At 66.6% G+C, this 22,610-nt stretch carries 14 protein-coding genes; 7 read left to right on the forward strand and 7 right to left on the reverse strand.

Features of this window, described 5'->3' with window-relative positions; genetic code table 11:
* Position 1: 1 nt before the first annotated feature.
* Positions 2 to 1,591: a gamma-glutamyltransferase family protein gene (locus tag AC24YW_RS17220; RefSeq protein ID WP_487484212.1), complete on the reverse strand. Its 1,590-nt coding sequence runs from the start codon at positions 1,589 to 1,591 to the stop codon at positions 2 to 4.
* Positions 1,592 to 1,711: 120 nt separating this feature from the next.
* Here AC24YW_RS17220 and AC24YW_RS17225 point away from each other — a divergent pair, with 120 nt between their 5' ends.
* Entirely contained in the window at positions 1,712 to 2,485 is a 774-nt protein-coding gene (locus AC24YW_RS17225; protein WP_487483836.1) for an enoyl-CoA hydratase-related protein, read from the forward strand.
* A gap of 179 nt (positions 2,486 to 2,664) precedes the next feature.
* Here the strand turns inward: AC24YW_RS17225 and AC24YW_RS17230 are convergent, their stop codons facing one another.
* Both AC24YW_RS17230 and AC24YW_RS17235 read right to left on the reverse strand, forming a co-directional pair.
* Positions 2,665 to 2,841 carry a hypothetical protein gene (locus tag AC24YW_RS17230; protein ID WP_487483837.1) on the reverse strand — a complete coding sequence of 59 codons (177 nt, stop codon included), beginning with the start codon at positions 2,839 to 2,841 and terminating at the stop codon, positions 2,665 to 2,667.
* A 9-nt stretch (positions 2,842 to 2,850) separates the two neighbouring features.
* Positions 2,851 to 3,084: a DUF6894 family protein gene (locus AC24YW_RS17235; protein WP_036011788.1), complete on the reverse strand. Its 234-nt coding sequence runs from the start codon at positions 3,082 to 3,084 to the stop codon at positions 2,851 to 2,853.
* A 201-nt stretch (positions 3,085 to 3,285) separates the two neighbouring features.
* On the opposite strand from AC24YW_RS17235, the gene AC24YW_RS17240 reads away from it, so the two are divergent.
* The 3 genes from AC24YW_RS17240 (at position 3,286) to AC24YW_RS17250 (ending at position 7,425) form a co-directional block, all read left to right on the forward strand.
* Positions 3,286 to 5,373 carry a PQQ-dependent sugar dehydrogenase gene (locus AC24YW_RS17240; RefSeq protein ID WP_487483838.1) on the forward strand — a complete coding sequence of 696 codons (2,088 nt, stop codon included), beginning with the start codon at positions 3,286 to 3,288 and terminating at the stop codon, positions 5,371 to 5,373.
* Complete coding sequence (locus AC24YW_RS17245; RefSeq protein WP_487483839.1) at positions 5,330 to 6,268, forward strand: SMP-30/gluconolactonase/LRE family protein; 939 nt, start codon at positions 5,330 to 5,332, stop codon at positions 6,266 to 6,268. Before AC24YW_RS17240 ends, AC24YW_RS17245 begins: the two co-directional genes overlap by 44 nt.
* Before the next feature lie 131 nt (positions 6,269 to 6,399).
* On the forward strand, positions 6,400 to 7,425 hold the full coding sequence (locus tag AC24YW_RS17250; protein WP_487483840.1) for a histone deacetylase family protein: 1,026 nt from the start codon (positions 6,400 to 6,402) through the stop codon (positions 7,423 to 7,425).
* Between the two features lie 28 nt (positions 7,426 to 7,453).
* On the opposite strand, the gene AC24YW_RS17255 is transcribed toward AC24YW_RS17250, so the two are convergent.
* From AC24YW_RS17255 to AC24YW_RS17265, 3 genes are all read right to left on the reverse strand, one after another.
* Entirely contained in the window at positions 7,454 to 8,185 is a 732-nt protein-coding gene (locus AC24YW_RS17255) for a 4'-phosphopantetheinyl transferase family protein (RefSeq protein WP_487483841.1), read from the reverse strand.
* A 220-nt stretch (positions 8,186 to 8,405) separates the two neighbouring features.
* The gene (locus AC24YW_RS17260; RefSeq protein ID WP_487483842.1) at positions 8,406 to 8,576 is read right to left on the reverse strand and encodes a hypothetical protein; all 171 of its coding nucleotides are present in this window, start codon (positions 8,574 to 8,576) and stop codon (positions 8,406 to 8,408) included.
* A 140-nt stretch (positions 8,577 to 8,716) separates the two neighbouring features.
* Entirely contained in the window at positions 8,717 to 15,160 is a 6,444-nt protein-coding gene (locus tag AC24YW_RS17265) for an amino acid adenylation domain-containing protein (RefSeq protein WP_487483843.1), read from the reverse strand.
* Between the two features lie 136 nt (positions 15,161 to 15,296).
* Here AC24YW_RS17265 and AC24YW_RS17270 point away from each other — a divergent pair, with 136 nt between their 5' ends.
* Both AC24YW_RS17270 and AC24YW_RS17275 read left to right on the forward strand, forming a co-directional pair.
* Complete coding sequence (locus tag AC24YW_RS17270) at positions 15,297 to 18,761, forward strand: ATP-binding protein (RefSeq protein ID WP_487483844.1); 3,465 nt, start codon at positions 15,297 to 15,299, stop codon at positions 18,759 to 18,761.
* 1 nt (position 18,762) lies between these two features.
* Positions 18,763 to 19,557, forward strand: a complete 795-nt coding sequence (locus AC24YW_RS17275; protein ID WP_487483845.1) for a protein-L-isoaspartate O-methyltransferase family protein — start codon at positions 18,763 to 18,765, stop codon at positions 19,555 to 19,557.
* Between the two features lie 22 nt (positions 19,558 to 19,579).
* On the opposite strand, the gene AC24YW_RS17280 is transcribed toward AC24YW_RS17275, so the two are convergent.
* Entirely contained in the window at positions 19,580 to 20,647 is a 1,068-nt protein-coding gene (locus tag AC24YW_RS17280) for an endo-1,4-beta-xylanase (protein WP_487483846.1), read from the reverse strand.
* Between the two features lie 314 nt (positions 20,648 to 20,961).
* On the opposite strand from AC24YW_RS17280, the gene AC24YW_RS17285 reads away from it, so the two are divergent.
* Positions 20,962 to 22,398, forward strand: a complete 1,437-nt coding sequence (locus tag AC24YW_RS17285; protein WP_487483847.1) for a lipopolysaccharide biosynthesis protein — start codon at positions 20,962 to 20,964, stop codon at positions 22,396 to 22,398.
* Positions 22,399 to 22,610: the final 212 nt, after the last annotated feature.

Below are 22,610 nucleotides of genomic sequence, written 5' to 3' on the forward strand. Positions count from 1 at the left end.
TTCAGCCTTCCGCCACCGCATCGGCCCAGGGCTGGAAAATCTCGACCGCGCCGGAATTGAGCTCGCCCTCGCGCATCACGACGCTCGGGAAGGCGAACTTCTGCGGCACCGCCTGCAGCCGGCTCTCTTCATAGTCGAAGCGCGCGGCCAGCGCCTCGCGTACCTCAGCCGGCAGGCGGGCGTCTCCGATCACCACCGCGCCTTCGCTGGCGTCGATGCGCGGCTGGTGGATGGCGGCGTCGAGGTCCATGCCGTAATCCATCGCGAAGGACACGAGCTGCATCACCGCAGGCAGGATGCGGCGGCCGCCGGAGGCGCCGACCGCGAGGCGCTTGCCGTCCTTGGTCTCGGCGATGACGGGCGTATAGTTGCAGAGGCAGCGCTTGCCCGGAGCGAGCGAGTTGGTGGTGCCGGGCGTCGGGTCGAACCACATGATGCCGTTGTTCATGGTGATGCCGGTGTGCGGTGTCACGTAGCGCGAGCCGAACGACGACAGCAGCGTCTGCGTCACCGCCGCGATGTTGCCGTGGCGATCGACCACCGAGAAATGCGTGGTGCAGGCGGGCGCCAGATATTCGGCACCGAGCGAACGCTTGCCGTCGGCATCGCCCATGTCCTTGAGACGCTCGCGGAAGGCGGCCTGCAGGGCAAGCGCATATTCGATATAGGCGGCGGCATCCGGCGCGTCTGCCGGCGTCAAGCTCTGCTGCAGCAGCCGCAGCGCATGCGCCATCGTCGGCCCCGCGGTGAGCTCCGGCGTCGCGAACACCTTGCCTTCGCGATAGGGGATCGCCAGCGGCTCGCGCGGATGGGCGCGGAAGGCGGCGAGATCCTCCACCGACAGCGAGCCGCCGTCGGCCTTGATGTCGGAAGCAATGCTCCTGGCGAGCTCGCCCTGATAGAAATCGCGGGGGCCGGCGTCCGCAAGATGTGCCAGCGTCGCCTTCAGGGCGTCCTGCGGCAGCCGCGTCTCGAATTTGATGCCCCACGGCGCGGTCGGCGGCAGGCCGTTCTTCAGATAGGCGGCCGCGCTCGCGGGGTAGCGCCTGAGATCGGCGGCCGAGCCCGCGATCGTCACCGTCGTCCACCAATCGACCAGCAGGCCTTCGCCGGCGAGCCGAGCTGCCGGCGCGACCAGATCCTTCCACGGCAATTTGCCGTAGCGGCGATGCGCCTCTTCCATTCCGGCGACGACGCCGGGTACGGCGATCGCGCCGGGGCCATGGACGTTGCGGTCATCCTTCACCCGCGGCCAGGGAAACAGATCTGACGACGCGCCTTCGCCGCTGAGCGGATAATCGGCGGTGCGCAGGCTTTGCGGCGCGGACATGCCGTAGTCGATCACCTCGTAGCGATTTTCCTTGGCGCGGTAGAGCACCATCGCACCGCCGCCGCCGATGCCGCTGTTCCAGGGCTCCAGCACGTTGAGGGCAAACGTGGTCGCGACGATCGCATCGACGCAATCCCCGCCCGCGGCCAGCACCTCTGCCCCGACTTCCGCGGCCCGCCGCGATTGCGAGGCGACGATGCCGCCCTTGGAGGTGACGGCGGGCTTGCGGATGGCTTGGTTGAGGCTGAACTGGTGCGGCATGGTGTCGTCTTGATGCTCGTCGGTGGCTTCGCTCGCGTTGAATGCGAGGCTCCGCAATTGGCGAAGCGCGCGGACAATGGCACATTGCCGCCAACGAGAACATCCAAAGGGAGGCGCGGCATGGCTGGTGTGAAACAGGCGCGGGATGGCGCGGTCGGGATCCTGACACTCGACGAGCCCGCCAGCCTCAACGCGATGACGCCGGACCTGCTCGGCGCGCTTGCCGCCGCTGTCGCCGAGATGACGCAGGACGAAGGCATCAGAGCCCTGATCCTCACCGGCGCCGGTCGCGGATTTTGTTCGGGGCAGAATTTGAAGGCATCCGAAGCGCTCGGCGAGGATATCGCGGAGGGCGTGATGCGGTTCTACTGGCCCGCCTTCAAGGCCTTGCGCGAATGCCGGGTGCCCGTCGTCGTCGCCGTCAATGGCGTTGCCGCCGGTGGCGGCTTTAGCCTGGCGATGGCCGGCGACATCATCGTCGCAGCGCGGTCGGCGACCTTCATCCAGGTGTTCAGCCGCATCGCGCTGGTGCCGGATCTCGGCTCGACCTGGCTCTTGCCGCGACTGATCGGCCGGCAGCGCGCGCTCGAGCTGATGCTGCTCAACGAGCCGCTGACGGCGGAACGTGCCCAGGAGATCGGCCTGGTGCGGCAGGTCGTCGATGACGCCAGGCTGATGGACGAGGCCTTAGGTCTGGCCCACCGCCTCGCCGACGGGCCGACGCGCGCTTTGGTGGCCACGCGTGCGCTGGTCGAAGAGAGCGAGCACGCGACCTACGAGGCGCAGTTCCGTCGCGAGATCGAGCTCCAGGCCACGATCCGCAAGAGCGCGGACGCCATCGAAGGCCGCAATGCCTTCGCGGAGAAGCGCAAGGCGAGATTTACAGGGAGGTGAGGTGGGGCGCCCTTTCTCCCCTCGTCATGCCCGGCTTGTCCCGCCTGCGCGGCGGAAGCCGCTTCGGCGAGGCGAAGGCCCGGGCATCCACGTCTTCGGATCCGCGCCCCCAAAACGTGGATGGCCGGGACAAGCCCGGCCATGACGACAAACAAAGGGTCAGCTGTAAGACGTAGCACTCAGTGCGAGCGATCCAGCCGGCTGGCCTGATACTTGGCGCGCCATTTCGGGCCGGGCCCGCGCATGTAGTGCAGCTCGGGGCGGTAGGGGTCGGCCGCAACGCGGAACAGCGTCTGCCATCGGGTGGCGACGAAGCTCAGGGGCTGGCGCAGCAGGGTCAGGGAAGCGAGCAACACGGCATCACCTCAATGCGGCTTGCCGAGCATGGCGGTGAAGGGGAGGTCGAACAGATCCTCGCCGTCGGAGCCGCTGACATGGATCACCCAATCGCGCCAGTCTTCGGCACCGGGGGTCTGGATCATCGAGTTCATGATCTGCGCGGCGCGGTCGCGCGCCTCGGTCAGATTGGCGACTGCGGCGCCGTAGCGGTCGATCAGCGTGCCCTCGGTGTTGGAGCAGTGAAAATAGACCTGGACCATAGGCGCCTCCTGTAGAAAGCGATCGGGACGGCAAACCGATACCACCCCAAGCATTCGCGAAACATTCGGGTCGAGCCCGGTAAGGGAATTTACGGATATTGGTCGGGCCCAAGGTCGTTACAGGTTTAATCACAGCCGGGTGATGACTGGACGGCGCGGCGGCGGCATGGAACAACGCCCGCGGGAAGGCGGGGCTTCACCGTGAACCAGTTCACACTCGATCGCGAACGGCGACATCTGCGCTTGCCTGCGGCAGCCATTCTTGCAGCGGTTTGGGCCGCCGCGCTGCTCGGCTTCGCCCCGGCCTTCTCCGAGCCGGTGAGAAAGAGCGGCTATGCGATCGGCACGGAAGCCTGCGGCAGCGGCGATCTCGCCTTTCCTAGGATCCAGATCGACATGAAGGCGGGATTTTGCGCCGGCCTCGTCGCCAGCGAAGAGGACCGCCTCAAATTTCCGCGCTCGATCGTCCAGGTGCCCGGCCGCGACTTGTTCGTGGTCGCCGACATGGGTGGCTGGGGCCACACCGACGGGCGGCTGCTGCTGCTCGATCCGCGTGCCCCGCAGGGGCAACGCGTCAAGGAGCTGCTGACGGGGATAGAATATCCGTTCGCTCTCGTCATCGGCCCGGACAAAAAGCTCTATGCCTCGACCGCCGAGACGATCTTCCGGTTCGACCCGCTCGCGGACAATCCACGCAGCACGGTCGAGACCATCATCCGCCACATGCCCGGCCGCCGGATCACGCTGCCGGACGGCAGGAGGCTGGATGAGAGCGCGCATCCGCTCAAGCAGTTCGTGTTCGACCGGAGCGGCCGGCTGTTCGTCAATGTCGGCTCGCACAGCGACGATTGCATCACGCCTGCGCCGATCACAAGACCCTGCGCGGCGGCCGAGGGCGCGTCCGCGCTGGCATCGATCTGGCTGTTCACGCCGCCCGCAAGCGGCGTCTTCCCGGCATTGAAGCCCGGCGATCCCGACCCGCCGCACAGCGTCTATGCGCGCGGCTTGCGCAACTCGATGGCGCTGGCGCTGCATCCGAAGTTTCCGGATACCGGCTACGCCTTCCTCCAAGGCGAGAACGCCCGCGACCTGCCTGATATCTTCAAGCCGAACGAGGAGATCAACGCGATCGAGCAGGGCAGGCACTATGGCTGGCCCTATTGCTACGATCTGTCGACGCCGAGCCCCGAATTCCGGCTCGTGCTGCAATCGGGCGCGTACAAGTCTTTCTGCTCGGCCAATGCGCTTTACAAGGCGCCGCTCTCGCTGCTGCCGCCGCACGGCGCGCCGCTCGCGATGCTGTATTACCAGGGCGCCAAATTCCCGGAGCTGGAAGGCAAGCTCTTGGTCGGCCTGCACGGCTATCGGCCGACCGGCAGCCGGCTGCTGGTCTATGACGTCGACGATCACGGCTTTCCAAAACCCGCGCCGCCACCGGTGCGCTATCACGTCAGTTGCGGGGCCGAGCCGACCCGCGATTTCCGGACCGACGCCGGCGAGGTCGCCGCCGCGCCGTTCGAAGAGCTGATTGCAGGCTGGCACCGCGTCAACGGCGCGCGGCCGCAAGGCGCGCCGGTCGGCATGACGGTGGCCGAGGATGGCGCAATCTGGCTGGTCGAGGACAAGAACAAGACCGTGATCCGGATCGATCGCGCGGCTGGCGAGCCACCTCCGCCGCTCCCTTGCGATACCCGCAGCCAGGCGATGATCGACCAACTCGCCGCTTTCGTCGCAAGGGACGCGCAGAACAGCGTGCGCCTCACCGCCTTGCGCAAGGGCCTCGTCGAGAAGCATTGCGTCGGCTGCCATTCGGATTTCGGCCTGAGCGCGGGGCAATCGGATGCGGAGAAGGACAGAGCGGTGCTGCACTTCATCCTGGCGCAGGACGGCTGGATCTATCCTGGCGATCCCGACGCCGGCAGGCTGCGCACGCGCCTGCGCGGCCTTGGCGCCGAGAAGCTGATGCCGCCGGGCGGCGAGAACCTGCCGAAGCTAGAACCCGGTTACACGCGCCTGCTCGATACCGCGGACCTGCTCGTCGCCAAAATGGTTCCGGGCACGCGGATGCGAATCAAGCCGGGCCCGCCGCAGCGGAAGTTTTTCAGCAAGGCCAACAAGGAATGCGGCGAAATACCGGCTGGAAAGGTCGTCGTCGTGACACAAAGGAGCGCTGTAGACAGACCCGGCTTCAGCCGATTCTTCCGGCCAGCCGATCCCTATCTGAACGGCGAGTGCACCGACGGCGATGGCTATTACATCCGGCAGGAACTTCTGGTGCCTGTGCAGTAGCATCCTGCTGGTCGCAACGCTGCCGGCCGCTGCCGAAACAAAGCTGTTCGAAAGCGCGCAGGTGACGCCCGCCAGCGAATACACCTTCGGCATCGAAGGGCCGGCCGCCGATCTCGACGGCAATCTGTTCGTCGTCAATCTCGGCAAGCCCGGCACCATCGGCAAATTGCCCGCGGGTGGCGCCGCCTCGGAGCTGTTCACGACGCTCCCCGAGGGCAGTGTCGGCAACGCGATCCGTTTCGATCGCAGCGGCACCATGTTCATCGCCGACTACAAGAAGCACAACATCCTCGCGATCCCCAAGGGCGCAACCGAGCCCGCGGTGTGGTTTCACTCCGACGAGATGAGCCAGCCGAACGACATCACCATCGCCCCCGACGGCACGATCTATGCGAGCGATCCGAACTGGAAGGGGCGCGAAGGCCACATCTGGCGCATCGCGAGGGGAGCGGACGGTACGGTGCGGGGGCAGGTGATGTCGGCGCCGCGCGCGATGGGCACCACCAACGGAATCGATCTCAGCCCTGACGGCAAGACGCTCTATGTCGGCGAATCCAGCAGCGGCCAGATCTGGTCCTATGCGATAAGCGGCAACGAGCTGACGGCTGCAAAACTCGTCAAGGCGTTTCAGCCCGACACCATCGACGGCCTGCGCACCGACGTTGCCGGCCGCCTCTACGTCGCGCGCATTCTCAAGGGCACGATCGCGCTGATGAAGCCGACCGGCGCGGTCGAGCGCGAGATCCCGCTGAAGGCCAAGGAGCCGACCAACATTGCCTTCGGCGGCAGCGACGGCAAGACCGTCTTCGTCACCCAGCGCCAGGGCGGCTTCATCGAGTCCTTCCGCACCGACCAGCCGGGCCGGGAGCACTGCCTCCAGCGCGGGCGTTGCTGAGCTTCGCAAGCGCTCTGCTCATCGTGCAGGGCAGCGCGACGATGGGCGGCATTCTTCTTGCTTGCATCCGGCAGCCGTGGCGATCAAGACTCTGCGGCACATCCAGTAGCACGCGATCCCGGAGTGTTTGAGTGAAAGCCGTCCATACCGAGCTGCACCGCAGCCACGATCCGCAATTCTTCCTGGTGCGCGGTGTCGTCAAGCGCACCACCGAGCAGCCCGAGCGCGCCGACCGCCTGCTGAGGGGATTGAAGGACGGCAGGCATCAACTGGTCGAGCCGACCAAGTTCGGGCCCGGCCCTCGCGCGCGCGTTCACAGCCCGGAATATCTGTCGTTCCTCAGCGAGGCCTGGGACGCCTGGACCGCGCTCGGCGATTCCGGTCCGGAGATGATCGGCAATATCCACCCGGTGCGCCATGCCGCGACCTATCCGACCCACATCGTCGGCAAGCTCGGCTGGCACACCGCCGACACCGCAGCGCCGATCGGCCCGGGCACGTGGCTTGCTGCCTGCGTCGCCACCGACGTTGCGGTCACCGCAGCGCAGATGGTGATGGACGGCGAGGACGCGACTTACGCGCTCTGCCGTCCGCCCGGCCATCACGCCTATCGCGACATGGCCGGCGGCTTCTGCTTCCTCAACAACAGCGCGATCGCGGCGGAGCATCTGCGGCAGAAGCACGAGCGCGTCGTGATCCTCGACGTCGACGTCCATCACGGCAACGGCACGCAAGGCATCTTTTATGCCCGGCCCGACGTCTACACGATCTCGATCCATGCCGACCCCGTTGCGTATTATCCGTACGTATGGGGCTATGCGCATGAGCGCGGCGAAGGACTCGGCCTCGGCACCAATCTCAACATTCCGCTTCCGATCGGCACCGGCGATGACGGCTATCTCCAGGCGCTGGACCTCGCGCGCAAGGCGATCGAATCCTTTGCGCCCGGCGCCCTCGTCGTCGCACTCGGCCTCGATGCCTCCGAGCACGATCCGCTCAAGGGCTTGGCCGTCACCACACCCGGCTTCCGCCGCATCGGCCAGGCCATCGCGAAGATGGGCCTGCCGACCGTCTTGGTGCAGGAAGGCGGCTATCTCTCGGACATCCTCGGCGCCAACCTGACCTCGGTGCTGGCGGGCTTCGAAGACGCGCGGTGAGATCGCTTCGCCTCGGCGCTTGCGCGCCTCATTCCGCCGCTTCGCGGAGCGGCCAGGCATGGCGGCTGATGGGAAGGCCGCCGTCCGCGCGGGAGCCGTCGGCGATCGCGAGGCGATGCGCGGGCGATGGCGAGCTCAGCGAGAAGCGCCAGGCGTCCGGATCGTCGACGATGTCGGGCTTGAAGCTGATCTCGATGGCCTCGCGTGACACCTGCATGGCGAAGGCGTCGAGCGGCAGATTGAGCCCGAAGCCCCTGGCCTTCAGATAGGCCTCCTTGAGCGTCCAATAGTCGAAGAAGCGCTCGATCGCCGCGGGCTCCGGCAGTCCGCGCAAGGCTTCGACCTCCTCCGGCGCAAAGAAGCGAAGCGCGGTGGACAGCGGCGCGACGCGCCGCGACACGGTTTCGACGTCGACCCCGACGGCCTCATGCCGCGACACCACACAGGCGACGCAGCCGTCGGCATGCGACAGGCTGAAATGCAGCGCGGTCGAGGTGGCCGGCGCTGCGACGAACGGCCGGCCATAGCGGCCCGCGCCAAACGACCAGTCGGTCGGCGCGACGTTGGAAGCGACCTGCGACAGCGCGAGGCGCAGCATCGCATGTGCGAAGATGTATTGCCGCCGATGCCGCTCGAACACGAAGCGATCGGCCCGGGCCCGTTCGTCGACCGAGAGCAGGCGCCGGCACGCCTCGACCGCGCCCGGCACGTCAATGCTCTCGATCAGTCCGACAAAGAGTTCGATTCTGTCGTCTGCCATCAATTGGGCCCATGGCGTCGGGCGAGGCCAAATCCCTCGGTCCCGACGGAAGAAACAACTGCGCAAGAATCAGCCGAGAGGACCGTACCTAGCGGTCCACCCGGGCGAATTCTTGTCGATTTGCAGGCCGGTTTACAGGCGCAAGCTTGTGCGAGACCCGAAGCTCGACAAGCAAGCGGTCGCTCTGTGAAGACTCGTACGGCGTCCCCGACCGACGAATTTACTTCTTTTTCTTGGACTTCTTCTTGGACGCGCGCAGAGCCTTAAGGCTGGCTTCGACATCCTTCAGCTTGTCCTGAAGCTTCTGCTTCTCGTAATTGAGCAGCTCTTGCAGCGCCTTGCGGTCCTCCTCGCTGAGCGAGGTCTTCTTCGTAAATTTGATGAAACCCATAACACTCCCCCGGTTGAAAATGATCATCCCAAATCAGAACCCGGGAATAATCTTGCGCGACGACGCCAAATAATCAAGCTGCAACTTGATCATTCACAGCTTTGGCGCGTGAACCCATACTCTGGCGCGATGTCGCGGCGTCAAGCGGCCCTGCGCGCGAGCAACCTGCCGAGTGGTGCGTGGGGCCCGGCGATCGCCGCCGTCAGCAGGGCGACGAGATCCTCCATCCATTCGCCGACCACTCGGCCCTCGAGCAAATCGCGCTTGTAATTGCACGAGCCGGTGATGCCGGCCGGGCGCTCCTTGAGCATCAGCGACAGCCAGGTCTGGTCGATCGGCAGCACCGGCTGGCCCTCGCGTGCGACGTTGCCGATCGATTCCGTCACGAGATCCGGGAGATCGAGCGGCTGGCGCAGCGGATTCTGCAGCGTGAAATAGACCTGGAGCAGCGAGGCGGGATCGATCCCCTCCTGCTCCAATCGATCGGCCAGGATGTTGAACGGCAGCTCCTGCCGTGCATGCGCCTCGAGCACGCTCTGGCGCACCCGCAGCAGGGCTTGCGCGAAGGACAGGTCCGGCGTGATTGTCGTGCGGACGATCACCGTGTTCTCGAACGGGCCGATGATCCGTTCGGTGTCCGGCTGGGCACGATTGGCCATCGCGGTCGCGACCGCGATATCGGTGCGGCCTGTTCGGGCCAGCAGCATGGCCTTCAGGCCGGTGAGCAGGCCCATGAACAGCGTGCAATTATGCTGGCCGGCAAACGCCGTCAGCCGGACGATCAGCTCGCGCTCGAGGCTGACCGGATGATGGCCGGTGGAGACGCCCGGGCTCGATTCGCCGTCGAAGACGGGACCCGCTCCGCGCAAATTCAGGGTCCAGTCGTCAGCCTGGCGGCGCGCCGCGTCGGTGTCGCACCACCAGCGCTGCCAGCGTGCGACATCCGAAAAGGCCGGCGGCGGGCTCAGCAATGGCGCGGACGGATATCCGGCCAGCGCGGCATAGCGGCGCGACAATTCCTCGAACAGCACGCCGATCGACCAGCCGTCGACGACGGCGTGATGCAGCGTCAGCAGCAGCACGTGATCGTCGTCATGGAGCCGCAACAACCGGGCGCGCAACAGCGGCGCGCGCGTGGGGTCGATCGGGGTATAGGCCTCCTGCTCGATCAGGAGATCGATCTTCCTGAGCTCGAGCGCCTTGCGCCGCTTGTTGTTGTGGGGATGACCGTCGCCGATCGTCTCGACCGTCATGATCCGGCCGAGCGTGCGCGGCCCGGCGATGCGGCTTTCCGGCTCATCGCCGTTCCAGGCGAACGCGGTGCGCAGCGATTCGTGCCGGCGCACCACGTCGTCGATCGCCTTTGCCAGGGCGGCCGAATCGAGCGGGCCTTGCAGATGGAAGGCGAAGGGCAAATTGAACTGCGGCAGCCCCGGCAGATTCCGCTCGATCTGCAGCATCTGGTCCTGCCCGATGGAAGGCGCAGGCGGCTCGCCCGCGGCCGATCGTGGCAGGCTTGCGGCGGGCTTGTGCGGCTTCGTGGCCAAGGCCTGGTCCACCCGCCGCGCCAGCCCCTCGATCGTCGGCGCCTCGAAGACGGTCTTGATCGGCAGCGAGACGCCGAGCGCCCGCGCGATGCGTGCCATCACCTGGCCGGCCAGCAGCGAATGGCCGCCGAGGTCGAAGAAATTGCCGGTGACACTGATGCGCTCGACCTTCAGCAGGTCGATCCAGATGTCGGAGAGCACCTTTTCGGTGAAGCGCCGTGCCGGGACGATCGCATCCGGGCCGGACGTTTCCGGCGGGACGGACGCCAGCAGTGCGGAGCGGTCGATCTTGCCATGGGCGTTGAGCGGCACCTGATCCAGGAACAGGAAGGCGGCGGGGATAGCGTGGCCGGGCAGCCGGCTCTTCAGGAAGTCGCGCAGCTCGCTGGCGCTGCTGCGGCTGCCGGGCTTGGCGACGACGTGGGCGATCAGCCTGACGTCGCCGCTCGCCTCGCGGCGCGGTTCGACGATGGCGGCGCGCACGCTTGAATGCCCGGCAAGCGCGCTCTCGATCTCCTTGAGCTCGATACGATAGCCACGGACCTTGACCTGATGGTCGGCGCGGCCGAGGCATTCGATCGTCCCGTCGGGGCGCCACCGGGCCAGATCGCCGGTCCGGTAGAGCCGGCTGCCGGTCTGGCGCGAGAACGGATCGGGCAGAAAGCGCTGCCGGCTCTGCGCGGGATCGTTGACGTAGCCGCGGCCGATTCCGGCGCCGCCGATGCAGAGCTCGCCGGTCACGCCGATCGGTTGCGGCTGGAGGTTTGCGTCGAGCACGTAGAGCTGCGTGTTCGGCAGCGGCGCCCCGACCGGAACGTTGCCCGTCGCGATCGCCGGGGCCTTGGTCAGGCGATGCAGGGAGACGTCGTCCGAGCATTCCGAGGCGCCATAGGCATTGATCAGCGGCACCCTCGGGCAGCGCGCGAACCAGGCGCGGCAGAGCTCGACGGGCAACGGCTCGCCGGTCGAGATCAGCAGCCGCAATTTGGAGAAGGCGCGCCGGATCGGCGCCTCGTTCATGCGTTCGAGAACGACGCGCAGCAGCGAGGGCACGATCTCGAGCACCGTGATGTCCTCGCGCTCGATCTCGCGCGCCAGCAGCATCGGGTCCTGCACGATCGCGTTGCCGCAGACATGGACGCGCGCGCCGACCATGGGACCGGCGAGGAACTGCCAGACCGAGATGACGAAGCTCTGCGGCGCGGTCTGCGCAACCACGTCCTTGGGCGAGAGACCGAGCTCGGAGATGAGCGAGGCGAGATGGTTCGACAGGCCACGCTGCTCGATCATGACGCCCTTCGGCGCGCCGGAGGAGCCCGACGTATAGACGAGATAGGCAAGGCTCGAGGCGGCGCGCCGTGCGGCGCGGGCCGGCGCGCCTACCCTTGTCGCGACCGCGTCGTCGAGCTCGGCCACCGGGATGCGCTCGACCAGCGGTTCGAGCAGGGCCTCGACCATGGCGGACTGAGCCCGCCCGGTCAGCAGCACGCGGGCACAGCTCGATCCGAGGATCGTCGAGAGCCGTGCCGTCGGCTGGTCGGGATCGAGATTGAGGAAGGCCGCGCCGACGCGCTGCACCGCGATCATCGCGGCGAGCAGGTCGGGCCCGCGCTCCGCGAGCAGGGCAACCACGCTTTCGGCACCGACGCCCTCGCGGGCCAGCCAGCGCGCGGCCGCCCGGCTGCGGTGCGCCAGCTCGCGATAGGTCAGCGACGTGCGACCGTCCGAGACCGCGACGGCGTTCGGCGTCTTCCTCGCCTGGCGCTCGAAGCGTTCGCTCAAGTTGCCGCGTGTGGTGAAATTGGCCGGCATGCCCCGGCCTTTTGCCAGCTTTTGCCGGCGTTCGGCCTCGGTCAGAAGCGGCAGGCGCGAGATGCGCTGCTCCGGATCGGCGATGACGGCCTTGAGCAGCGTCTTGAGCTGGGCGGCCATGCCTTCGATCGTCGCGGCCTCGAACAGATCGGTGGCGTATTCGAAGAAGCCGGTGAAGCGGCCATCGGCCTCGACCAGTTCGAGCGTGATGTCGAACCGCGCCACTCCGGGATCGACTTCCAGCCGCCGCGTCGACAGGCCGGGAAAGCGCGCCGCCTCGATCGAGGCGTTCTGGAGGATGAACATGGTCCGGAACAGCGGATTGCCGTCGCTGCGGCGCGCGACCTGCAACGTGCGCAGCACCTCCTCGATCGGAAGATCCTGGTTGCGGTAGGCGTCCAACGTGACCTGCCGCACCCGCCGCAACATCTCGCCAAAGCTCGGATCGCCGCTGAAATCGTTGCGCAGGATGAGGGTATTGGCGAACAGCCCGATCAGGCGTTCGCTCTCGATCTGGTTGCGGTTGGCGATCAGCGATCCCGTGGCGACGTCCTCGTGCGAGGTGTGGCGGAACAGCAGGCATTGGAAGGCGGCAAGCAGCGTCATGAACGGCGTGACGCCCTGGTTCTGGCTCAGCGCGCGCAGCTCGGCCGACACGGATTTTGAGAATTCCAGATAATGGCGCGCGCCGTGCCCGCTCCAGACCTCAGGCCTCGGCCTGTCGGTTCGTAGCGGCAGCATGGTGACGCCGTCGAGCTGGCTCCGCCAATAATCGAGCTGCTCTCTGGCCGCCGGCGTCTGCGCCCAGCTTTGCTGCCAGAGTGCGAAGTCGCGATATTGGAAGGCGGGCGGCGGCAATGCAGCCGAATGCCGCCTGCGCGCCGCGGCATAATGGACGGCGAGTTCCTGCCATAACAGCCGCTGCGACCAGCCGTCGGTGGCGAGGTGATGGACGTTGACCACCAGCGCATGGCTGTTGCTGTTGAATGACAGCAGTGTGGCTTTCAGGGGCGGCGCGTGGGCCAGGTCGAACTGATGTTGCGCAAGCCTCAGCGCCTCGCGCCGGATTGCCGAAGGCCGCCTGCCGACAGGGCACGGCTTGAGCTTGATGCGCTCCAACCGCGGCTGCAACGACAGCACGAGCTGCACCGGCTCGCCCTGGCGCTCGATGAAGACCGAACGCAGCGCCTCATGGCGCGTTGAGATCGCAGCGAGGCTCGCAGACAGCGCGGCGGCGTCGACCGGGCCCTTGAGGACCGCGACTTCGACGACATTGTAATTGTACCGGGTTGGGTCCAGCCGCGACAGCACGTACATCCGCTGCTGCTGGAACGATAGCGGTGCGTCCGTGCCCGTAAGCCGGCGCCAGGCCGGCAGCGCCGTCTCGCGCCGGCTTGCGGTGGTCTCGATCCGGGCCGCGAGTGCTGCGACCGTCGGGCAGTCGAAAATGTCCTCGAACGAGAAGTCGACGTTGAAGCGGTCCCGCAGGCGCGAGCGCATCTGTGTCACTGCGAGCGAATCCGCGCCGAGCGCGAAGACGTCCTGGTCGGCGCCGACCTGCGGCAGCTCCAACAGGCCGGCCCAGATCTGGGCGAGCTGGCTCTCGATCGCATTGCGCGGCAGCCGGGTCGCGTGATCCGTCTCGACGGATGCAATCAGCTCGGCGAGGGCATTGCGCTTGACCTTGCCGCTGGCGCCCTTCGGCAGCCCCGCCACGCTGCGGATCAGGCTCGGCACCTTGTAGGCCGCAAGCCGCTTTCGCGCGAATTGGCGCAATTGGTCCGAGGTCGCCTCGGCATTCGGCCGCAGCACCACGACCGCCGCGACGTTCTCGCCGAGCTTCTCGTGCGGGACCGCGAACACGCCGGCCTCCAGCACCGCCGGATGGCTGAGCAGGACGTCTTCGACCTCCAGGGGCGAGATCTTCTGCCCGCCGCGGTTGATGACGTCCTTGATGCGGCCGACGATGAAGAGATAGCCGTCGTCATCGAGATAGCCGAGGTCGCCGGTCCTGAACCAGCCGTTGCGGAATGCGGCCCGCGTCGCCGCCTCGTCATTGTAATAGCCGCGGCTCATGTTCGGCCCGCGCAGCACGATCTCGCCGTGCGCGCCGCTTGCGAGCGTGCGGCCGGTCTCGTCCATGATCGCGATCTCCGGGCCGGCGGCGCGGCCGACCGACCCGACCTTGCGCAGCTCGAACGGATTGGCCGCGATCTGCGAGGCCGCCTCGGTCATGCCGTAGGTCTCGAGCACGGGAACGCCGAACGTTGTCTCCAGCCCGGCGAGAATCGTCGGCGCGAGCGAGGCCGAAGCCGACCGGATCACACGCAGCGACGACGGTCGGGCACGGTCTGGGTTCGCGTCTGCCGCCGTCAGCAATGCGCGATGAATGGTCGGCACCGCCGTGTACCAGGTCGGTTGCAGCTCCCGCATCCAGCCGAAGAACGACGCTGCGTCGAAACCGTCGGTGCATATCACGCTGGAGCCCGCGGCCAGCGCCGTGAGCAGGCCGGAGATCAAGCCATGGGCATGAAACAGCGGCAGGACGTTGAGCAGGCGATCGTGCGTCGTGAGCGACAGCACATGGCCGGCATTGTAAGCGGACAGGCAGACATTGCGGTGGGTCAGCGGCACCATTTTCGGCCGCGCCGCCGTGCCTGACGTCAGCAGGATGAACGCATCGTCGTCGCCGCCCGAAGCGCCGCCGGTATTGGCCGGCCCGATCGCCGGAGCGATGAACGCGCAGCCGCCGAGATCGTGGGCGGGCCCGGCCACGAAATCGATCAATGCGATGTCGAGCCCTCTGGCGGCGTCGCGGCTCGCCGAGTTCATGTCGGCCCGGGTCACGAGCGCGGTCAGCTTCAGTTCGCTGAAATAGCGTTGCAGCTCGTCCGCCGTCAGATCGGGGTTGACGGGGACGCAGGCGCAGCCTGATGCGACTGCGATCAGCGCCAGCGCAGTATCGGCGCCGCGCGGCAGCGCCACCGCGATGCGGTCTGTGGGGCCGATGCCGAGTTCACGCAAGGTACGGACCAGTTGCCGGATCGACTCGGCCAGCGCGCCATAGCTGAGCGCCGGCCGGCCGGGAGCGAGGAGTGCGGGTGCCGCCGGCGTCCTGCGGGCATGGAATTCGAGAAGGCCGCTGATATGCGCGAATATCTTGGTTTCGGCCGTGGTGCCGACGGAAGCTTCGTCTGCTCCGGATGCAATGTCCGACAACGCCATTCCCTTTTGGTCTGATTAAGTTATTCTTCCAAGAAGTTGGGGAATGCGTCCAGTCCGAGGTGAAGTTTGGGCCCCAAAATCTGTGGTTGAGGGGCCCTCGAGCCCTTCGACGGAGTGAGGGGCGGGCAGAATCACGATGCTGGAGAACGAGCCGGGCACGAATTCAGAAGGCGGGCTGAAGCACTGGCTCGAAAGTATCGGCCTCGGGCACTACACCGATCTTTTCGCGCAGCACCGCCTCGATCTCGACGTCATCGGGGATCTCACCGAAGCCGATCTGGTCGAGCTCGGATTGCCGCTCGGCGATCGCAAGCGGCTGCAGCGGGCGATGGCTGCGCTGTTTCAAGCGGAAACCACGGAGGCGCCGGCCGCGGCGCCGCGTCCGCAAGTCCGGGCCGAGGTCGGAGCCGAACGGCGCCAGCTCACCACCATGTTCTGCGACATGGTGGATTCCACCTCGCTGTCCGCGCAATTCGATCCGGAGGACGTCCGCGACATGATCGCGGATTTTCGCGAGACCTGCGTCCGGGTGGTCAAGCAATACGAGGGCTTCGCGGCCCGTTTCGTCGGCGACGGTATCCTGGTCTATTTCGGCTATCCGACCGCACATGAGGACGATGCCGAGCGCGCGGTGCGCGCCGGGCTCGAGATCGTGCGGGTGCTGTCGACGGCACGCGCGGTCGAGCCGCGCGGTGCGCTCGGCCATTCACCCGCCGTCCGCATCGGGATCGCGACCGGGCTCGTCGTGGTCGGCGATCTGGTCGGGCAGGGCACCGAGGAACGCGATTCCGCGGTCGGGGAAACCGTCAACCTCGCTGCGCGCCTGCAAGGCCTGGCGCCGCCCAACGGCGTGGTGATCTCGGCCTCGACGCAGGCGCTGCTGAAGGGGAATTTCGACTACCGCAATCTCGGCGTCCACGACTTGAAGGGAATCTCCGAGAAGGCCCAGGCTTGGCACGTGGTGCGCGCCTCGCGGGTGGAGACCCGCTTCGCCGCCGCCATGGGCACGCGGCTGACGCCGCTCGTCAACCGCGAGGAGGAGATCGCGCTGTTGATGGGGCGCTGGCAGCAGGCCAAGGACGGCGACGGCCAGGTCGTGGTCAAGTTCGGCGAGCCCGGCATCGGCAAGTCGCGCATCATCCAGGAGATCTTCGAGCGGATATCGGACGACCGCCATGGACAGGTCTCGCTGCAGTGCTCGCCCTATTACACCTCCACCGCGTTCCATCCGTTTGTCGCGCAGCTCAAATTCTCCCTCGGCCTCGATCGCGAGGATTCGTCCGCGCTGGCGCTGTCGAGCCTGGAGAACGCGATCGCCGCCGCTGATGGCGACATCGAGCAGGTGACCCCGCTGTTTGCCGCGCTGCTGTCGATCCCGACCGGCGACCGCTATCCGCCGCTCGAGCTGTCGCCGCAGCAGCAGAAGGATGCGACCGTCGTGGCGCTGGTCAACCATTTCCTCGGCCTTGCGCGCGAGATGCCGCTGGTGATCGCGTTCGAGGACTTGCACTGGATCGACCCGACCTCGCGCGAGGTGATCGACCTCCTGGTGGATCGGGTGCAGAATCGGTCGATCCTGGCGATCATCACCGCGCGCTCGGAATTCCAGCCGAGCTGGAATGCGCGTTCGCATATCACCACCCTGGTCCTGAATCGCCTGAGCCGGCAGCTGCGCACGACGCTGGTCGAGCGCGTCGCGGGCCGCGAGCTGCCCAAGGAGGTCGTCGAGGAGATCATCGTCAAGACCGATGGCGTGCCGCTGTTCCTGGAAGAGCTGACCAAGACGGTTCTGGAATCCAATCTGCTCACCGAGCGGCACGGGCGCTATGTGCTGTCGGGACCGTGGCGGCAGCTCGCAATCCCGGCGACCCTGACCGACTCGCTGATGGCGCGGCTCGACCGGATGGGACCCTTCAAGCGCATCGCGCAGATCGGCGCCACGATCGGCCGCGAGTTCTCCTACGAGACGCTGCACGCCGTCGCCAATACGCCGGCCGAGCAGATCGAGGCGGCGCTCAGTCACCTGGAGGAGGCCGGGCTGATCATGCGCCGCGGCCATCCGCCGGATGCCCTGTACTCCTTCAAGCACGTGATGATCCAGAACGCCGCGCATGCGAGCTTGTTGCACAGCGAGCGGCGCAAGCTGCATGCGCGGATCGCCCAGGTGCTCGCCGAGATGTATCCGGAGAAGACCGAGCGCGAACCGGAGCTGCTCGCCCATCATTTGACCGAATCCGGCCAGAGCGAGGGCGCCGCCAGCTTCTGGCTCAAGGCCGGCAAGCAGGCGGCCAAGACCGGCGCCAATCTGGAGGCGATCGGCCACCTGCGCCGCGGCCTTAACGTCGTGCAGGCCAATGCGCGCATGCAGGGCGCCGACGAGATGGAGCTCAAGCTGCGCATTGCGCTCGGCAACGCGCTGATCGCCGCCAAGGGCTATGCGGTGCAGGAGGTCGAGGAGAACTACGTCCGCGCGCTGGAGCTCGGACGTCAGCTCGATGACGACGAAAAGGTCTTCGCTGCGACGCGCGGGCTCTGGGTGTGCCATTTCATCCGCGCCGATCTCACCCGCGCGCACGATCTCAGCGTCGAGCTGTTGAAATTCGCCAAGCGCGCGCGGCTGAACGAGCGGACGCAGCCGGCGCAGCAGACCGGCTATCTGATCGAGGCGCACCGCGCCATCGCGATGACCATGCTCTATCGCGGCCGCTTCGCGGCCTCGCAGCATCATTTGCACCGCTGCATCAACCTGTTCAGCCCCGATCTGCACTCCGATTTGATGGAACGGCACGGCATCGATCCCGGTGTCGTCTCGCTGTCCTATCTCGGCTACCTCCTGTGGTTCCTCGGCCGGCCCGACGCGGCGCGCCAGCACAGCGAGCAGGCGATCGCGAACGCCGAGAAGATCCGCCACCCTTTCACGCTCGCCTTCGCTCTGGTGTTCGGAGCCTATCTCCGCCAGCATTTGCGCGACGTCGAAGGCACGCGCGACCACGCCAACCGCGCCATGATCATCGCCACCGAGCACAATTTCCTGCACTGGAAGCAGCAGGCGGCGATCCTGCGCGGCTGGGCGCTGGCTCAGCTCGGCGAGGCCGACGAAGGCCTCGGACAGATGCGCTTCGGCCTCGACGAGTACGAGGCGATGGATTCCTGGCTCGCCGGCTGCTGGTTCCGCTGTCTGCTCGCGGAAACCTACGCCAAGGTCGGGATGCGCGACGCCGCCTTGCGCGCGCTGGATGGTGCGCTTGCGACCGCAAGGCGGACCGGCGATCACTTCTATCTCGCCGAGGTCTACCGCCTGCAAGGCGAGATCACGCTGGCGGGTGGCGACCCGGCGTCGGTCCAGGAGGCAGAGGACCTGTTCGTCCTTTCGCTGGAGACCGCACGCAAGCAGGGTGCGCTGTCCTGGGAGCTTCGCACCGCCCTCGGCCTCGCGCGCCTGTCGCATCAAGCCGGCAAGCGCGAGCATGCGAGACTCCTGCTGATGCCGATCGTCGCCAAATTCAGCGAGGGCTTTTACACGCCGGACCTGAAGCAGGCGATGCAGCTCGTCGATGAGCTCGGTAGCGACGCGGCGGTGCGCGAGCAGGCCGGTCTGTGACATGAGCGATCTTGCCGCCGCGCGTGCGCGCTACGTGGAGTTGATCGCCAGGCGCGAGCGGATTGCCTCGAAGCGTCTCCTCCATGCGCTCGCCGCCGTTCCGCGCGAGGACTTTCTGCCAAGGGGACCATGGCGCATCAAGGACGAGACGGCGCGCAGCTACCGGCTGACGCCGGACGCCGATCCCGTTCATCTCTACGACAACGTGCTGGTTGCGATCGACGCCCGGCGCAAGCTCGACACCGGCCTGCCGAGCCTGTGGGCGCATTTGATCGACATACTCGACGTCAAGCGGTCGGACCGTATCGTGCAGATCGGCTGCGGCCTCGGCTATTTCTCGGCGGTGCTGTCGATGATGGTCGGCGAAAAGGGCCGCGTCCATGCGATCGAATGCGACCAGCGGCTCGCGGCCCGGGCGGCGAGCTATTTGCGCGGCTATGGCAACGTCACGGTCGTCCACGGCGATGGGTGCAAGGACGTGGGTGGGCCCGCCGACGTGATCATCGTGCATGCCGGCTTCCCGCATCCGCACCCGCTCTGGCTGCGGTCGCTCCGTCCGCGCGGCCGTCTTCTGGTGCCGCTGACCCAGCGCGACCGCGAAGGCGCCGCCCTCAAGATCAGGCGGAGGGCCAGGGGTTTCGAGGCAGAGGCGATCCAGCAGATCCGGATCTTCCCCGGCCATGGCCGCGGCGTGACCGCCCTCGACGACCGCGTCGCAGATTGGTGGCAGCGCGCCTCGGCCCTGGCGCCGCTCCGCTTTCGCGCCCTGGAGCAGGGACTGCCGTCGGATTGCTAACGCCTTCCGGCGCTTGCTCTCGTCAAGCGTCCTTCGTGAACTTGGTAATGACGTCCATGAAGGGCTTTGGCTTGAAGTCGCTGTCGAGCGGCAAGGGGCGGTTGGGCTGCTTGTCCTTGCGGGCGAAGGTGCTGTTGATCCAGCTATGGCGATCCGAGATACCCCAGGTCAGGATCGAGCGTACCGGACCGCTGATCGAGATCGCGGTCAGGAGATCATCGACGCGCTTGGCGACGATTGCGTCGCGCTGGGCCGGATCGGCCGTCAACTTCTGATCGTCGACGTCGAGCTCGGTGACGATCACATCCAGTCCCCAGGAACGGAGCTCGGTGACGAATTCGGCGAGCCCGTGCGTGTCGATATCGAGCTCGGCATGCAGGTGCGATTGCAGCCCCACGGCGTGGAGCGGCACGCCCTGGTCGAGCAGGTCCATGATGAGATTGCGGAACGCGGCGCGCTTGGCGATGAACGAGTCTTTGGCGGACTCGATATCGTATTCGTTGATCGCGAGCTTCACGAATGGATCGGCCGCGGCCGCGGTTCGGAAGGCCAGCGGAATCCAGCTCTTGCCGAGATTCTGCGACCAGAACGAATCCCGCCTGTCGGTAACTCCTTTGGGATTGTCCGGAATCGGCTCGTTGACGACGTCCCACGACGTCAGCTTGTCCTTGTAATAGGACACGACGGTCGCGATGTGATCGACGAACGCACGCTCGACGCCCTTCGCGTCCGTGATCTGCTTGGTCCACTCCGGAATGTCGTGATACCAGGCGAGCGCATGCCCGCGCATCGCGAGGTCGTTCCGCCGGGCAAAGTCCAGGATCGCGTCGGCGCGTTCGAAGGTGAAGGTGTGCGCGTCCGGCCGCAGCATCGGCCATTTCAGCTCGACCTCCGGCACCACCTGGGTGCAGTAGGTGCCGATGGCTTCGCCGAAGCGCGGATCGGCTTGCAGGTTCCAGAGGTTGGTCGCGGCTCCAAAGCCGGGACGGCGCTGAGCCAGTCGTGACGCTGGCGCTGCGGACGCGCAGGCGCCTGCCGCAAGCGTCGCGGCACTGCCGAGGAGAAATTCGCGTCTGTCGAGCCTGGTCACGGCGCGGGAGTCCTTTCGGAACCAACGCATCATCGTACCAAGCGGTGTCGTGCGACGCCGGGCTTTCCTCTCGTTGGGTTAACCCTTGTCGTTGGGTTAACCCCTTGCCGGACCGCTGCGTCGGTGTAGGGCAAATTTAACGCTAACGCGTGAAACCGGCCTTGCCCCGTCATTCGCGGTCCGATCTGCAGACTTATGTGACTATCTTTGGGGGATGCTGCGCCGCAGTCCGTTTTTCCACGCCATCGCCGACTGATGAGCGGTCGCCAAAGTCGGGAAGAACGCCACAAGGCTGCCACCGGTCCCGTGCTCGCATGCTGAACCGCCATTTCTCGATCTATCTCATGGCCTACATCCTGCCTGCGGCGGTGGGCTTCTTCGCGGTCACGCTCTACACAAGGCTGCTGACACCGGCGGAGTATGGCGTCTATGTCGTCGGCCTCAGCTTTGCCGGCATTCTGGGCGCGGTCTTCTTCGCCTGGATCAAGCTCTCGGTGTCGCGCTATCAAGCGATGTCGGCGGAGGTGGACTTTCGCGGCACGGCAATGGTCGCCTTCGCGCTCACGGTCGCCGTTCTCTGCGCTACGGCCCCGCTGGTCGTGCTGTTCCGGGATGATGTCAGCGTCGAGCTGCTGGTTGCCAGCATCTTCGTTGCGATCATGGTCAATGCGGTCGATGTCGGCCAGGAGTTCGAGCGCGCCAAGCTGCGGCCGTATCGCTTCGCGGCCATCGCGATCGTGCGCAGCGTGTCGAGCGTTGGCTTTGGCCTGCTTGGTATCTGGCTCTGCTGGGGCGGCATGGGTCTGCTCGCGGCGTTCGGCCTGGGCTCGCTGACCGGCATCCTCTTCAATCTCGTCGGTGACCGCACCAGGATCGCGCGCTTTGAGCGCAGTCAGCTGGTGCAATTGGCGCGCTATGGATTGCCGTTGACGCTGGCTGGGCTCTCGGTTGCGATCTACTCGGCCAGCGACCGGCTGATCGTCGCCTGGATGCTCGGCAAGGACGCAGCCGGTATCTTCGGCGTCGTCGCCGATCTGCCGCGCCAGTTCATGGTCATGATCGCCGCGAGCGTTGCCTCGGCGACCGTGCCGCTGGTGTTCCGGTCGTTGTCCGAGAACAACGGCGAAACGACGCGGGAGCGGCTGACCGAAAGCCTGGAGCTGCTGCTCGCCGTCGTGGCGCCCGTTGCGGTCTGGCTTGCGCTTGCGGCGGACCAGGTGGCCGGCACGCTCGTCGGCATCGACTTCCGCGCCGGCGTCTCGGCGCTGCTGCCGACGCTGGTGCTCGCGCGGCTTTTCGGCATCGCCAATCAGTTCTACGTGCAGATCAGCTTCCAGCTCGCCGAGCGGCCGTTCATGCTGGCGGCGCAATCCTTCCTCACCCTGGTGATCAGCGTGATCCTGATGTTCGCGCTGATCGGCGGCTACGGCCTTTACGGCGCGGCGCTGGCGACCTTGGCAACCGAGGCGATCGGCTTCCTCGTCGCAGTCGTCCTGATGCATCGGGCCCATCCGGTCCCGTTCGAGCTCAATCGCCTCGCCGGCGTGGCCATCTCCGCGGCCGCCATGGCCGCCGCGATCCTGATTGCCCGCGCGCAAGCGGGCGGCACCGGCCTTGCCTCGCTCGTCATCGTCAGCCTCGCCGGCGGCCTTGCCTATGCCGCCGCGGCGTGGCTGCTGAATGTTGCGAACGTGCGAACCTTATCGCTGCGTGTGGTGCGGACGCTGAACCGCAAGGCGCTCGGCGTCTAGCCGCGCCTCCGTGGGCGCCCCGGCGGCTGATCGGACATTCTGCCGCAGTGGCCGAGACCAGCTTCAGGCCAGCCTCGGCTGACGGCCGCCTTCCGCCTGAACGAGGCGTCGTATATGAGAGATTTGTCGCCGGAACGTACCGAATCCCGCCACAGAGGGAACGTAAGGCGGCTGCGATTTCTTAAGGCAATGATTCCAATCTGCACGTGAGC

It is taken from the genome of Bradyrhizobium sp. USDA3516, from assembly GCF_057651995.1.